Source organism: Allobosea sp. BH3 (genome assembly GCF_025499465.1).
Taxonomy (GTDB): domain Bacteria; phylum Pseudomonadota; class Alphaproteobacteria; order Rhizobiales; family Beijerinckiaceae; genus Allobosea.
This window is the reverse complement of the sequence record NZ_JAIMCA010000001.1, coordinates 881,071-893,964: the sequence shown is the minus strand read 5'-3', so window position 1 is coordinate 893,964 and position 12,894 is coordinate 881,071. Positions and strand designations below refer to the sequence as shown.

13 protein-coding genes and 1 tRNA gene are annotated in these 12,894 nt (G+C 67.0%); 6 read left to right on the top strand and 8 right to left on the bottom strand.

Translation table 11 applies throughout. The features are described 5' to 3' along the window. Positions 1-131: 131 nt before the first annotated feature. From BoBH3_RS04250 to BoBH3_RS04235, 4 genes are all read right to left on the bottom strand, one after another. Entirely contained in the window at positions 132-1,523 is a 1,392-nt protein-coding gene (locus tag BoBH3_RS04250; protein ID WP_262329489.1) for an MFS transporter, read from the bottom strand. Beyond that, on the bottom strand, positions 1,520-2,191 hold the full coding sequence (locus BoBH3_RS04245; RefSeq protein ID WP_262329488.1) for an LON peptidase substrate-binding domain-containing protein: 672 nt from the start codon (positions 2,189-2,191) through the stop codon (positions 1,520-1,522). Before BoBH3_RS04245 ends, BoBH3_RS04250 begins: the two co-directional genes overlap by 4 nt. A gap of 79 nt (positions 2,192-2,270) precedes the next feature. Continuing rightward, positions 2,271-3,170 carry a thioredoxin gene (gene trxA / locus BoBH3_RS04240; protein WP_262329487.1) on the bottom strand — a complete coding sequence of 300 codons (900 nt, stop codon included), beginning with the start codon at positions 3,168-3,170 and terminating at the stop codon, positions 2,271-2,273. Positions 3,171-3,253: 83 nt separating this feature from the next. Continuing rightward, on the bottom strand, positions 3,254-3,778 hold the full coding sequence (locus tag BoBH3_RS04235) for a prolyl-tRNA synthetase associated domain-containing protein (protein WP_262329486.1): 525 nt from the start codon (positions 3,776-3,778) through the stop codon (positions 3,254-3,256). Positions 3,779-3,963: 185 nt separating this feature from the next. Here BoBH3_RS04235 and BoBH3_RS04230 point away from each other — a divergent pair. After that, positions 3,964-4,038: transfer RNA gene (locus BoBH3_RS04230), tRNA-Gly, on the top strand. Between the two features lie 73 nt (positions 4,039-4,111). After that, positions 4,112-4,822 (top strand): orotate phosphoribosyltransferase, encoded by a 711-nt coding sequence (locus BoBH3_RS04225; protein ID WP_262329485.1) that lies wholly within the window; start codon positions 4,112-4,114, stop codon positions 4,820-4,822. A gap of 90 nt (positions 4,823-4,912) precedes the next feature. Here BoBH3_RS04225 and BoBH3_RS04220 read toward each other — a convergent pair whose 3' ends face one another. Beyond that, positions 4,913-5,404, bottom strand: coding sequence for a MarR family winged helix-turn-helix transcriptional regulator (locus BoBH3_RS04220; protein ID WP_262329484.1), 492 nt, complete (start codon positions 5,402-5,404; stop codon positions 4,913-4,915). 45 nt (positions 5,405-5,449) lie between these two features. On the opposite strand from BoBH3_RS04220, the gene BoBH3_RS04215 reads away from it, so the two are divergent. Beyond that, positions 5,450-6,334 carry an alpha/beta fold hydrolase gene (locus BoBH3_RS04215; protein ID WP_262329483.1) on the top strand — a complete coding sequence of 295 codons (885 nt, stop codon included), beginning with the start codon at positions 5,450-5,452 and terminating at the stop codon, positions 6,332-6,334. Between the two features lie 15 nt (positions 6,335-6,349). Here BoBH3_RS04215 and hemH read toward each other — a convergent pair whose 3' ends face one another. Next, positions 6,350-7,414, bottom strand: a complete 1,065-nt coding sequence (gene hemH / locus BoBH3_RS04210) for a ferrochelatase (protein ID WP_262329482.1) — start codon at positions 7,412-7,414, stop codon at positions 6,350-6,352. A 158-nt stretch (positions 7,415-7,572) separates the two neighbouring features. Between hemH and BoBH3_RS04205 the strand changes: the two genes are divergently transcribed. From BoBH3_RS04205 to ung, 3 genes are all read left to right on the top strand, one after another. Continuing rightward, positions 7,573-8,283, top strand: coding sequence for a hypothetical protein (locus tag BoBH3_RS04205; RefSeq protein WP_262329481.1), 711 nt, complete (start codon positions 7,573-7,575; stop codon positions 8,281-8,283). 88 nt (positions 8,284-8,371) lie between these two features. After that, complete coding sequence (locus BoBH3_RS04200) at positions 8,372-9,892, top strand: bifunctional metallophosphatase/5'-nucleotidase (RefSeq protein ID WP_262329480.1); 1,521 nt, start codon at positions 8,372-8,374, stop codon at positions 9,890-9,892. Positions 9,893-10,044: 152 nt separating this feature from the next. Then, positions 10,045-10,743, top strand: a complete 699-nt coding sequence (gene ung, locus BoBH3_RS04195; RefSeq protein ID WP_262329479.1) for a uracil-DNA glycosylase — start codon at positions 10,045-10,047, stop codon at positions 10,741-10,743. A 15-nt stretch (positions 10,744-10,758) separates the two neighbouring features. Here ung and BoBH3_RS04190 read toward each other — a convergent pair whose 3' ends face one another. Continuing rightward, on the bottom strand, positions 10,759-11,991 hold the full coding sequence (locus BoBH3_RS04190) for a phenylacetate--CoA ligase family protein (protein ID WP_262329478.1): 1,233 nt from the start codon (positions 11,989-11,991) through the stop codon (positions 10,759-10,761). A 39-nt stretch (positions 11,992-12,030) separates the two neighbouring features. Beyond that, complete coding sequence (locus tag BoBH3_RS04185; protein WP_262329477.1) at positions 12,031-12,876, bottom strand: ABC transporter ATP-binding protein; 846 nt, start codon at positions 12,874-12,876, stop codon at positions 12,031-12,033. Between the last annotated feature and the right edge of the window lie 18 nt (positions 12,877-12,894).

Genomic DNA, 12,894 nt, shown 5'->3' with positions numbered 1-12,894 from the left:
CCCGTGCGCGCTGCGGCATGCAATGCCGCGGCGCAGACACGGGACCGTACGATGAGAAGACGCCTTTTCCTGAGACCGATCCCGCATCTGCGCAGCAGCACTATCGTGCCGCAGCGCGTGCGGGATGACACCTACGGCCGGCGGACTTTGACGCCCGCCAGCAATGCTGCGCCTGCCAGGAAGAAGACGACCAGGACGGCAAGCCCCGCGCGCTGGCTGGCGAAGATCGTCGTCGCCAGCGCGACCAGCGTCGGGCCAAGGAAGGACGTGACCTTCCCCGAAAGCGCGAAGAGCCCGAAGAACTCGCCGATGCGCCCCGCCGGGGCGAGCCGCGCCATCAGGCTGCGTGAGGCCGCCTGCATCGGCCCGGCGACGAGGCCGATCAGCAGGCCGAGCGCGAGATAGACCTGTTCTGGCAGCGAAGCGAAGAGCCCGTCGCCCGGCGCGGCGGGCGTGGCCGGGATGACGAACAGCACATGGTCGGCCCCGAGCGAGAGGATGCCGAGGCAGGCGAAGAGCAGGCAGGCGATCGAGCCCAGCACCACGGGCTTGCCGCCGATGGCGTCGTCGAGCTGACCGCCGAGCCAAGCGCCGAGCGTGCCCGTGACGGTGAGCAGGATGCCGAAGATGCCGAGCTCGATGGTCTGCCAGCCGAAGACGCCTGCCGCATAGATGCCGCCGAAGGCGAAGAGCGCGACCAGCGCATCCTGATAGATCATGTTGGCGAGCAGGAAGCGGCCGAGCGAAGGCAGCTTCGGCAGCTCGGCGAGCGTCGCCTTCAATCGCCCGAACCCGCCCTGCGCGGCCTGCGAAAGGCGCATCCCGGTCGGCACCGAATCGGGCGTCAGCAGGAACATCGGCGCGACGAAGACGATGAACCAGAGGGCTGTCAGCGGGCCGGAGAAGCGGTCTCCCTCGCGGGCGGCAGCGTCGAGCCCGAAGATGGGAGAGAGGCCGGCGAGCGTCTTGCCTGTATGAGGGTCGGCGGCGAGCAGGCCGAGCGTGATCGCAAGCGACAGCAGGCCGCCGAGATAGCCGATCGCCCAGCCGGTGCCCGAGAGCCAGCCGAGCCGCTCCGGCGGCACGAGCCGCGTCATCATCGCATTGTTGAAGGTGGTGGCGAATTCTGCGCCGATTGTCGCGATGATGAAGCCAGCCAGCGCAATCGGCACCGCCAGGCGCGAACCAGGCACGGCGAACCAGAGAAGACCCGAGCCGATGACGAGCAGCGCGCCGAAGGCGGCGATCCAGGGCTTGCGCGGGCCGGTGCGGTCGGCGATGCCGCCCAGCAGCGGCGAGAGCAGCGCGATGCAAAGCCCTGCGAAGCCGGTGGCATAGCCCCAGAGCGCCTGGCCTTCCGCCGCATCCCGCGCCAATGCCGAGGCGAAGAAGGGCGCGAAGACGAAGGTGGTGATGAGCGTGAAGAAGGGCTGCGCCGCCCAGTCGAAGAAGAGCCAGGCCGTGACGGCGCGGCGCGGCGGATAGCGCAAGGGCACGGCTTCGACAGGCGGCGACGCGGTCACTGCAGCGTCGTGTCCGGGTTGCCGCCGCCGCGAGCGAGCTCGATCTCGGTGATCGCGACCAGCACCTCGGCCCGGTCCTTCAGGGAGCGCGCCTCGAGCAGCGCCTGCTTCTCCCGCGGACCGAAGGGGCACATCATCGAGAGCGCGTTGACCAGCGCCTCGTTCGGCGCCTCGTTGACGCCCTTCCAGTCGATCTTGAGCTCGTTGGCCTTGGCGAAGCTCCGCAGCGCCTTGAGCAGGCCCTTGCGGTCGACCTCCTCCTCGCCGATCCGGGCGACGAAATCGCCGGCGAACTCGCTGTAATCGACCTTCGCCTGCCGATAGGCGGTCGTCACGGAAAGCTCGTCGAGCAGGCGGAAACGGCTGATCCCGGTCAGGGTGACGATATAGCGGCCGTCACCGGTCTCGGCGAACTGGGTGATACGGCCGAGGCAGCCGACCTTGAGCAGGGGCGGGATCTCGGATTGGCGGCCCGTCTCCGGCTCGGGCTGGATCATGCCGATGACGCGCCCGGCCTTGAGCGCATCGTCGACCATGGCGAGGTAGCGCGGCTCGAAGACGTTGAGCGGCATCTGGCCGCGCGGCAGCAGCAGCGCGCCGCTCAAAGGGAAGAGCGGGACAACCTCCGGACAGTCCCCAGCCCCCTCATAGACGGCGTTCATGCCCATGCGCGGCCGATCCTTTCCAAAGCATTTTCAAGCGAAGTGGATGCCGGTTCGCGTGAAGAAAATGCGGCACGTCAAAGAGTCAGGAAAAGAGCAGGGTCGAGAGCTTGCGGCGCCCGGAGACGCTCGCATCATCCATCGGGCCCCAGGCCTCGAAGAACTGCAGGAGCTGCTTGCGCGCGCCGTCGTCGCTCCAGGTGCGGTCGGCCTTGATGATGGCGACGAGCTGATCGACCGCATCCTCGCGCCGGTCGCGGGCGTTGAGCGCCAGAGCCAGGTCGAAGCGGGCCTGATGATCCTTCGGGTTGGCCGCGACCTTGGCTTCCAGCTCGGCGGTGTCGCCCAGCGAGGCGGCCTGCTCGGCGAGCTCGATGGCGGCGCGCACGGCCGTGATCGCCGGGTCGCCGGCCTTGTCCGCGGGCGCCATGGCGAGGATGCCCTTGGCCCCCTCGATGTCGCCGGTGTCGAGATGCAGCCGCGCCAGCCCCGCGATGGCCTTGAGATTCTCGGGCTCCATCTGGAGCACGCCGGCATAGAGCTCGCTGGCGCCGGCAGCGTCGCCGGCCTGCGTGGCGGCCTCGGCCGCCGCGATCAATTCCTCGGCCTCGCCCGGGCCGACCGGGCCGACGAGGCGCTCGATGAAGGCCTTCACCTGGCTCTCGGGCTGGGCGCCCATGAAGCCGTCGATCGGCTGGCCCTGCTTGAAGGCGATGACGGCAGGAATCGACTGGATGCCGAGCTGGCCGGAAATCTGAGGATGCTCGTCGATGTTCATCTTGACGAGCTTGACCTTGCCGCCCGCTGCCTTGACCGCCTTCTCGATGACGGGGGTGAGCTGCTTGCAGGGGCCGCACCAGGGCGCCCAGAAATCGACCAGCACGGGCTGCGTCATCGATTCCGCGATGACGTCCTGCCGGAAGGCCTGGGTGGTCGTGTCCTTGATCAGGCCGGGTTGCTCGGCCGCTTCGCCATTGACCAGCATGGGTCGCCCTTCGTGATGTTCTTTAAGAGCGCGCCGGCATGCCATGGGCCGCCCGGCGCAGTCGGCCACATAAATGGGTTGTCTCAGCCGTTCTGTCCATCGGGCGGAACGGGCAAATCGACGATCAGCGGCTCATGGCCGGTGCTGCGCATGAAGGCCAGGAGGTCGTCACGGCCGACCCGGAGCGTCGCGGTGTTGATCAGCGGGTGGAAATTGACGTCCGCACCGGTCATCAGCGTGGCGTCCAGGACCATGGTGACATCGCCCGCGCGGTCATTGACGACGGCGAATGCGGTGACCGAGCCCGGCGTGACGCCGAGCTTTTCCATCAGGAGCTCGGCAGAGCCGAAGGAGAGCCGGCCGCTGGCACCGAGCCTCTCATGCAGGCGCTTCAGGTCGATTCGCGCGTGTGCCTCGGCCGAGACCAGGAAAAGCCGGCCCTTCTTGTCCTTCAGGAAGAGGTTCTTCGTATGGTGCCCGACCATCTCGTCGCGATGCGGCGCCGTCTCCGCGACGGTGAAGACGGCCGGGTGATCGGTGCGGTGAAAGGCGATGCCGCGCTCGGTCAGATGGGCGCAGAGCTCGTCGGGCGTGAGGGGCTTGGTCATAGGCGCTATCGAAGGTGGTGACGGTGTGTTGGCACGATGCCTAGCGGCGAGATCAGCCGTCAGCAAGGCGCGGCCGCCTGACGAGGGCCGTGGAAGGCGGCAAAAAACTTTCGAGAAGGTGCTTGCGCTCCGCAAAGCTTTGGGGCAGAAACCCGGCCACGCGCTGCGGCGCGGATGTCTTGGATGCGGGAGTAGCTCAGGGGTAGAGCACAACCTTGCCAAGGTTGGGGTCGAGGGTTCGAATCCCTTCTCCCGCTCCAGACAATCAAATATGCTGAAAAGCCCCCAAGCGCCGGAAACGTCCGGCGCTTTTTTCATGTGGAGACCGGCGCCATGTCCAACCTGTTCACTCCCACCGACAGGACTGTGATCGCGCGCGAGGCGGCCAAGATGCTGCTCGAGATCAAGGCGGTCCACTTCTACAGCGACAAGCCCTTCGTCTTCACCTCGGGCTGGGCGAGCCCGGTCTATATCGACTGCCGCAAGATCATCTCCTATCCGCGCCTGCGCTCGACGCTGATCGATTTCGCCGCCACCACCATCGTGCGCGACATCGGCTACGAATCCCTCGACACCATCGCCGGCGGCGAGACCGCGGGCATTCCCTTCGCCGCCTGGATCTCCGACCGGCTGGCGCTGCCGATGCAGTATGTGCGCAAGAAGCCGAAGGGCTTCGGCCGCAACGCCCAGATCGAGGGCTCTCTCGCCGAGGGCGCGCGCACCCTGCTGGTCGAGGACCTGGCTACCGACGGGCGCAGCAAGGTCAATTTCTGCGAGGCGCTGCGCAATGCCGGCGCCGATGTGCAGCACTGCTTCGTGCTGTTCTTCTACGACATCTTCCCGAACAGCCGTGAGCTGATGGCCGAGATCGGCATCCAGCTGCACTATCTCACCACCTGGTGGGACGTGCTCGCGGTCGCCAAGGAGAGCGGCCATTTCGACGCCAAGGTGCTGGCCGAGGTCGAGAGCTTCCTCAACGACCCCGCCAGCTGGTCGGGCAAGCATGGCGGTATCTCGTCCTACGACCAGCAGAAGAAGGACTGAGCGGCGCTAGAGCCGGAACCGATCAGGTTGAAATCAACCTGATCGGTGAATCTGACTCCAGGACATCGATAGAGAAGGCGTGCGTGTGCTCTAGCGGCCGCCGGCACGGGCCTCCAGCGCCTTGCCGACCTGACGCATCATCTCGCCGACGGCGTCGCATTCGGCGTCGCTGAGCACCGTCATCATCGCCTCGATCTCGGCGACATGGATCGCCATCGCCTTGCGCGTCAGTGCCTCGCCTTCGGGTGTGAGCCAGAGGCGGCGCAGGCGCCGGTCGGCCTCGTCGCTGCGCCGCTCGATCAGCCCGCGACGCTCGAGCACCGGCAGCAGCATGCTCATGGCGCTGCGGCCGACGAGGAGCTTGGCCGCCAACGCCTGCTGGGTCAGCCCCGGCGCATGGAAGATGTTGGCGAGCACGTCATAGTGCGGCAGCTGGATGCCGAGCGGCGCCAGCGCCTCACCGAACAGCTTTTCCCAGAGAGAGTGGACGCGCGCGACGGCAACCCAGTTGCGGAAGCGCGGCAGATCCCACGGCAAAACTTGCGAAGGGGCCGGCTCGGAAAGGGCTTGCTTTTTGTTCATTGTTGAACATATTCGTTCAGCGTTGAACAAAATAGGGCTGTCGCCATGACCGCTTCCGCGCTCCGTTACATGCGCCCCTTCGTGCGGGCCGCGAGCCTCATTGCCCCGACCGCCACCGGCCGGCTGGCCTTCCGCCTGTTCTGTACCCCGCCGCGGCCGCGGAAGCGAAGCGGAAACGGCAAGCAGCTTGCGTCTGCGGCGACGATGCGGCTGCAGCAGGCGAATGCGCGGGCGGTCCCGTTTTCGTGCGGGAGCGTGCAGGCCTATGCCTTCGAGCCCGAGGGCGCGCCCACCGGAACGGTGCTGCTGCTCCATGGCTGGACGGGAGAGGCAGCGTCGATGACCGGCTTCGTCGAGCCGTTATTGGCATCGGGCCTTCGGGTCGTGACCTTCGACCTGCCCGGCCATGGCGCCTCGACGGGTCGGGAACTCAACATCCCGCTCGGCGTGGCGAGCCTGGCGGCGGTTGCGCGCGTATTCGGGCCGTTCAAGGCGATCGTGAGCCATTCCTTCGGCGGGGCGATCGCGCTGGCGGCGCTGGCGGGTTCTGTCCGTGGGCAGCCTGCGGTCCAAGCCGGCCGCCTGGCGATGATCGCCGCGCCGTCCTCGATGACCCAGATCACCCGGCAGTTCGGCTCCGCCATCGGGCTGGGCCGGCGCGGGCAGGCGGCGCTGGAGCGGCGCATCCATGTCGTCGCCGGCAATCCGGTCGAGGTTTTCGAGGGGCGGGAGCAACTCGCTGCGATCGGCCTGCCGACGCTGCTGATCCATGACCGGCAGGACCGCGAGCTCGGCTTTCAGCATGCGCAGGCGCTGGCGGAAGCGGGGCCGTTCGTCACGCTGGAGGCAACGGAGGGCCTCGGCCATCGCCGTATCCTGCAGGCGCGGCCGGTGGCCGAGCGGGTGGCGCGCTTCGTCGCCGGTGGCTGAAGTCCTGGCTCTCGCTCAGACCCAGCCCATCAGCTCGCGCTGGACGACCGCGGCGATGACGTCGATGCCTTCCTGTGTGTCGTTCAGGCAGGGCAGGTAGGCGAATTTCTCGCCGCCATTGTGCAGGAAGATCTCGCGATTCTCGCCATCGAGTTCTTCCAGCGTCTCCAGGCAATCGGCCGAGAAGCCGGGCGCGACGATCGCCATCGACTTCTTCCCGGCCTGGGCCAGCGCCTTCACCGTCTCGTCGGTATAGGGCTGCAGCCATTCATCCGGCCCGAAGCGCGACTGGAAGGTCAGCGGAAAGCGCTCTTCGGAGAAGCCCAGCTCGGTACGCAGCAGCCGCCAGGTCTTGGCGCACTGGCAGTAATAGGGGTCGCCCTTGAGCAGGTAGTCCTTCGGCATGCCGTGGAAGGAGCAGAGGATGACTTCGGGGTCGAAGTCGAGCTTGGCCAGCGAGGTGCGCATCGAGGCGGCGAGCGCGCCGATATAGGCGGGGTCCTCGTAATAAGGGTGCGCGACGCGCACTGTCGGCTGCCAGCGCATCTCCATCAGCGCGCGGAAGGCCTGGTCGCAGGCGGTGGCCGAGGTCGGCGCGGCATATTGCGGATAGAGCGGGACCAGCAGGATGCGGTCGCAGCCCTGGTCGAGCAGGGCCTTGAGCCGGCTCTTCACGTCCGGAAAGCCGTAGCGCATCGCCCAGTCGAAGACGATGCGGTCCCCGGCGAGCGGTTTCAGGCGCTCGGCGAGCTGCTCGGTCTGCGAGCGGGTGATGGTCTTGAGCGGACCCTCGTCGCGTTCCTTGTTCCAGATCGAGGCGTAGTCCTTTCCCTTTCGGCCGGGGCGCGTCGAGAGGATGATCAGGTTGAGGATCGGCCACCATTTCCAGCGCGGCTCCTCGATCACACGCCGGTCGGAGAGGAATTCCTTGAGATAGGCCCGCATCGGCCAGTAGCCGGTGCCTTCCGGCGTGCCGAGATTCATCAGCAGCACGCCGATGCGCCCGGATCGTACCTTGGGATGGTCGGGCGGCTTCGGCACCGTGTCTTGCGCGGCGGTCGGCACAGGCTCAATCATCATGTCGCTGGCTTTCATGAGCCGTGATTTAGACGAGTTCCGAGCTTCGTCCAATGCCGTGACCGCGGGTGCGACAATGGCGATCCGGCCTTGCAGAGACCGAGGAACCGGCAGAGCATCAGCCTTGACAGTCCCGTTGCTGGCGCACAGGGAGGGATGCCATGCCGCCCCCGACAGCCAAGGGTCCGGCTTTCGAGATCAAGAGCCGGATCGTCCACGCCAACACCGTGGTCGTGCCGAAGGGGCGCTATCCTATCAAGCCGCCCGACGGGTTGACCGCCAGCGACCTGCGCCTGCCGAAATTCGTGCGGCGCGAGGACATGATGAAACTGCTGAGCGGCGGCCAGAAGAACAATCCGAGCCAGCTGGCCTCGGTCCACGGTCTGGTCACCGCCGAATTCGCCGTCCTCTTCCCCGCCGTCGACACGCAATGGCAGCGCAATGTCGGCCCCCAGAACCGCGTCTCATGGCGCTTCATGGGCGGGGAGGTCGTTCTCGGGGCGACGATCTCTGTCCATGTCCTCGAAGATGATCGCCCCGTCGACAAGGACCGCCTCAGCCAGAAGCTCTTCGCCGTCATCTGGGAGCACGAGCTCCTGCACGTGCTCGACGACATCGAGATCATCCGCGACTGGCTGCCCGCGCAGGTGCGCGAGGATGACTGGAGCCGCAAATACCTGGTGGAGGCGCAGGAGCTGCCCGACTCGACCTTCGACCACTACATCCGCAAGGACAATCTGACGACCTGGTTCAGGGACGGACCGTGGCTGACCGAGCGCAATCGCCGTGCTGGGATCCGCGATTCGGCCGCGAACTACGCCCATCTCAGCGACGAGATCAACACCATCCGCAGCCAGATGACCAATCGCTAGGGCCGTGCGAGCCGCTTGATTGGAACGGCTCGACACTGCGATATTGTCGGCGAGGTCTATCATCGCGCCTTGCTGGGGGAACGCACTCATGACCAAGCTGACACGCCGCAACGCGCTTGGCGTCATCGCCGCCCCGGCCGCCCTCGCCGCGACCACCCCGGCCGCGCTCGCGCAGCAGCCGGCACCGAGCTTTACGCTGTTGCTGCTGAACGACATCTACAAGATGAGCGACGACAAGGGCCGCGGCGGCTTTGCGCGCGCGGCCGGCATCGCCAAGGCGGAGCGGGCCAAGGGCGTGCCGCTCCTCTTCTGCCATGCGGGCGACTGCTACTCGCCCTCGCTGATGTCGGGCTTCGACCAGGGCGCCCATATCGTCGCGATGCAGAACAAGATGGGCATCGACGTCTTCGTGCCCGGCAATCACGAGTTCGACTTCGGCAAGGAGAATTATCTCAAGCTCGTCGCGGCGCAGACCTATCCGACCTTTGCCGCCAATCTGCGAGACGCCGCGGGCAACACGCTGCCCGGCCACAAGGACAGCCAGATCTTCGAGCTCGGCGGCATCAAGGTGGGCGTCATCGGCACGGCCTTCGATTCGACGCCGCAGGTTTCCTTCCCGGGTGACCTGAAGTTCTCCTCGACGATGGAGGCGCTGCGCCGCGAGGCCAAGGTGCTCAAGAGCCAGGGCGCCGACATCCTCGTCGCCGTGGTCCATGCCGACCGCGCCATGGACAACGAGATCGTGCGCTCGCGCGTGGTCGACATCGTGCTCACCGGCCACGACCACGATCTCGCCATCGCCTATGACGGCAAGGTCGTGATGGTGGAGTCGAACGAGGAGGGCAATTACGTCACCGCCATCGACATCGCGGTCAGCGTGCGTGGCGAAGGCGCGGCGCGACAGGTCTCCTGGACGCCGACCTTCCGCGTCAACGATTCCCGCTCGGCGACGCCGGATCCGGACGTCGCCGCCATCGTGAAGGGCTACGAGTCGGAGCTCTCGAAGGAGCTCGACATCGACATCGCCACGCTGGCTGTGCCGCTCGATTCCCGCACGGGCGTGATCCGCACGCAGGAAACTGCCATCGGCAACCTCATCGCGGACGCGATCCGCTCCGCGACCGGCGCGCAGCTCGCCATCACCAATGCCGGCGGCATCCGCGCCAACAAGCAATATGCTGCCGGGCAGAAGCTGACGCGCCGCGACGTCCTGAGCGAGCTGCCTTTCGGCAACGCCACGGTGATGGTCGAGATCACCGGCAAGGACGTGCGGGACGCGATCGAGAACGGGCTGCGCGATGCGCCGCAGGGGGCGGGGCGCTTCCCTGTGGTGTCGGGGCTCAAATTCGAAGCCGATCTCAAGCAACCGCAGGGCTCGCGCGTCACCGCGGTCACGGTCGACGGCAAGCCGATCGATCCGGCCGGCAAGTACACTGTCGCCTCCAACAACTTCATGCTGGAGGGCGGCGACGGCTACTCCGCGCTGGGGCGTGGCAGGACGCTGATCGGCCTCACGGACGGCAAGCTGATGGCCAATGAGGTGATGGTCTATGTGCGCCGGCTCGGCACGGTCGATGCCAAGGTCGAGGGCCGGGCCGTGCTCAAATAGGCGGAGATCTGACCAACGTCACTGCGAGCATTGCGAAGCAACCCGGGAGGGCCGGGTGAGAGGTTCGACCCAGTCCTTCTGGATTGCTTCGTCGCTTCGCTTCTCGCAATGACGGCGAAGCCTCTTCGCCCTCTGTCGGAAGCCTCTCCAAGATGTCTTGCCAGAATGCCCTCGCGGCCTTTCTCGCTTCGCCCGAATCGGAAGGCTGGCGGGACCTGCCCGTCTTCGCGACTGGCGGCGCGGCTGCCGGCGCCTGCGCCGCCGTCGATGCCGAGCGCGCGGCCGGGCATGTCGTCGCGCCCGCGCCGGAACGCGTCTTCGCGGCGCTGGCGCTGACGCCGCTCGACCGGGTGCGCGCCGTCATCCTCGGACAGGATCCCTATCCAACACCGGGCCACGCCAATGGGCTCGCCTTCTCCTATGTCGGGCCGCCGCCGCTGCCGCGCTCGCTCGTGAACATCTACAAGGAGCGGGCGGAGGACATGCGCATGCCGGCGCCGGCCGATGGCGACCTGACGCGCTGGGCGCGGCAGGGCGTGCTGCTGCTCAACACGGCGCTGACGGTCCGCGAAGGCGCGAGCAAGGCGGGCTCACATCTGTCGCTCGGCTGGGGAGCGGTGACGGATGCGGTCATCGCGGCCGTCTCTAAAGGGCGGCCGCATGTCGTCTTCCTGCTCTGGGGCAACCCGGCCCAGACGAAGCGGCCCCTGATCGACGAGAGCCGCCATCTCGTCATCGCCAGCGCGCATCCGTCGCCTCTGTCGGCGCGGCGGGGGTTCTTCGGCTCGAAGCCGTTCAGCCGGGCGAATGCGTGGCTGGAAGCGCAGGGGGAAACGGCGATTGGTTGGTGACAACCTCCGCCGAACTCACCCCACCGACCGCTCGTCCGCAATCACCTTGCCGTCGTTGGGCAGAGCTCCGAGGGGCAGGATCTCGACGGCGCCCTTGAGCTTGGTGACCTGCTGGAGCGTCGAGGACATGGCGTCTATCAGGCCGGCGGGCTCGGCGTAGATCTCCGCTTTCAGCGTCATGGTGTCGACCTCGCCGGCGCGGCCGACGACGAGGCGCAGCTTCGCGATCTCGACATGGCGCTTGGCGATTTCGGCCACCTGCTCGGGGCGCACGAACATGCCCTTGATCTTGGCGGTCTGGTCGGCACGGCCCATCCAGCCCTTGATGCGGGTGCCGGTCCGACCGCACGAACTCAGGCCGGAGAGGATGGCCGTGAGATCGCCGACAGCGAGCCGAATCTGCGGGTGGTGCGGGTCGAGATTGGTGACGACGACCTCGCCGACCTCGCCCTCAGGCACGGGGTCGCCGGTGCCGGGCCGCACGATCTCGACGATCAGGTTTTCGTTCAGCACCATGCCCTCGCGGGCGGGCGTCTCATAGGCGATGACGCCGACATCGGCCGTGGCATAGAGCTGGTAGGCGTCGATGCCGCGCTCCTTGACCCAGGCCTGGAGCGAGGGCGGGAAGGCGGCGCCCGAGACCACGGCGCGTCGGATCGACGAGATGTCGACGCCGCGCGCATCGGCGGCCTCGATCAGAATCTTGAGGAAGTCCGGCGTGCCGGCATAGGCGGTGGGCCGATAGGCCTGAATCACCTCCATCTGCTGCTCGGTGTTGCCGGGGCCGGCGGGAATGACCGCGCAGCCGACGGCGCGCGCGGCTGAATCCATGATGAAGCCGCCGGGCGTCAGGTGGTAGCTCAACGTGTTGAGGACGATGTCGCCCTTGCGGAAACCTGCGGCATAGAGCCCGCGCGCGGCGTTCCAGGCATCTGTGGCGATGCCTTCCGGTTCGAAGATCGGCCCGGGCGAGGTGAAGAGCCGGCCGAAGGAGGAGGGCTGCGACGGCACGAAGCCGCCGAAGGGCAGGGCCGCGTTCTGGAGAGCCGGCAGCTCTGCCTTGCGCAGGACCGGCAGGGTCGAAAGGGCATTGCGGTCGGTGATTTCGGCGGGGTCGACGCCGCGCAGGCGCTCGGCATAGGCCGGCGCCGCGCGTGCGGCGGCGAGCAGCTTCGGCAGGCGCGCGAAGAGATCGGCCTCGCGCAGGGCCTGCGGGCGGGTTTCGAGCGGGTCGTAATGCTCGGTCATGGTGTGGTCTCGTTCATGGGCTCGCGGGAAAAGGCGCCTTCACGACAGCCAGCGCTTGCGGCGCTTGTAGCTTTTCACTTCCCGGAAGGACTTCTTGTTGCCCTCGGCGACGCCGAGATAGAACTCCTTCACGTCCTCGTTCTCGCGCAGCATCTTCGCCTCGCCGTCCATGACGACGCGGCCGGTCTCCATGATGTAGCCATAGGTCGCGTAGCGCAGGGCCATGTTGGTGTTCTGCTCGGCGACGAGGAAGGAGACGTCCTCCTCGGCATTGAGCCTGCGGACGATCTCGAAGATCTCCTCGACGATCTGCGGGGCGAGGCCCATCGAGGGCTCGTCGAGCAGGATCATCTTCGGCTTCGACATCATCGCGCGGCCGACGGCGCACATCTGCTGCTCTCCGCCGGAGGTGTAGCCGGCCTGCGAATTGCGGCGCTGCTTCAGGCGCGGAAAGAGCTCGTAGATCTTCTCGAGGTCGCGCTTGATCGCGGCATTGCCGTCGCGGCGGGTGAAGGCGCCGGTGAGCAGGTTTTCCTCGATCGAGAGATGGCCGAAGCAGTGGCGGCCTTCCATCACCTGGATGCAGCCGCGCCGCACCAGCTCGTTCGGCGACATCTTGTCGACGCGCTCGCCGTCGAAGACGATCGAGCCCTTGGTGACCTCGCCGCGCTCGGCCTTGAGCAGGTTGGAGATCGCCTTCAGCGTCGTGGTCTTGCCGGCGCCGTTGGCGCCCAGGATCGCGACGATGCCCTTGCGTGGTACGGTGAGCGAGACGCCTTTCAGCACCAGCACGACATGGTCGTAGATGACCTCGATGTTGTTCAGCGACAGGATGGTGTCGCTGGCCGTCGCGGAGGCTGGCTTTTCGAGGGTGGCGGTCGACATCGGCCTCTCCCGGACAAT

What these genes read in the sequence shown, in the direction of transcription:
- BoBH3_RS04245 (WP_262329488.1), bottom strand. Translation starts at nt 2,191, where the DNA reads ATGGGCATGAACGCCGTCTATGAGGGGGCTGGGGACTGTCCGGAGGTT.
- trxA (WP_262329487.1), bottom strand. Translation starts at nt 3,170, where the DNA reads ATGCTGGTCAATGGCGAAGCGGCCGAGCAACCCGGCCTGATCAAGGAC.
- BoBH3_RS04235 (WP_262329486.1), bottom strand. Translation starts at nt 3,778, where the DNA reads ATGACCAAGCCCCTCACGCCCGACGAGCTCTGCGCCCATCTGACCGAG.
- BoBH3_RS04225 (WP_262329485.1), top strand. Translation starts at nt 4,112, where the DNA reads ATGTCCAACCTGTTCACTCCCACCGACAGGACTGTGATCGCGCGCGAG.
- BoBH3_RS04220 (WP_262329484.1), bottom strand. Translation starts at nt 5,404, where the DNA reads ATGAACAAAAAGCAAGCCCTTTCCGAGCCGGCCCCTTCGCAAGTTTTG.
- BoBH3_RS04215 (WP_262329483.1), top strand. Translation starts at nt 5,450, where the DNA reads ATGACCGCTTCCGCGCTCCGTTACATGCGCCCCTTCGTGCGGGCCGCG.
- hemH (WP_262329482.1), bottom strand. Translation starts at nt 7,414, where the DNA reads ATGATGATTGAGCCTGTGCCGACCGCCGCGCAAGACACGGTGCCGAAG.
- BoBH3_RS04205 (WP_262329481.1), top strand. Translation starts at nt 7,573, where the DNA reads ATGCCGCCCCCGACAGCCAAGGGTCCGGCTTTCGAGATCAAGAGCCGG.
- BoBH3_RS04200 (WP_262329480.1), top strand. Translation starts at nt 8,372, where the DNA reads ATGACCAAGCTGACACGCCGCAACGCGCTTGGCGTCATCGCCGCCCCG.
- ung (WP_262329479.1), top strand. Translation starts at nt 10,045, where the DNA reads ATGTCTTGCCAGAATGCCCTCGCGGCCTTTCTCGCTTCGCCCGAATCG.
- BoBH3_RS04190 (WP_262329478.1), bottom strand. Translation starts at nt 11,991, where the DNA reads ATGACCGAGCATTACGACCCGCTCGAAACCCGCCCGCAGGCCCTGCGC.
- BoBH3_RS04185 (WP_262329477.1), bottom strand. Translation starts at nt 12,876, where the DNA reads ATGTCGACCGCCACCCTCGAAAAGCCAGCCTCCGCGACGGCCAGCGAC.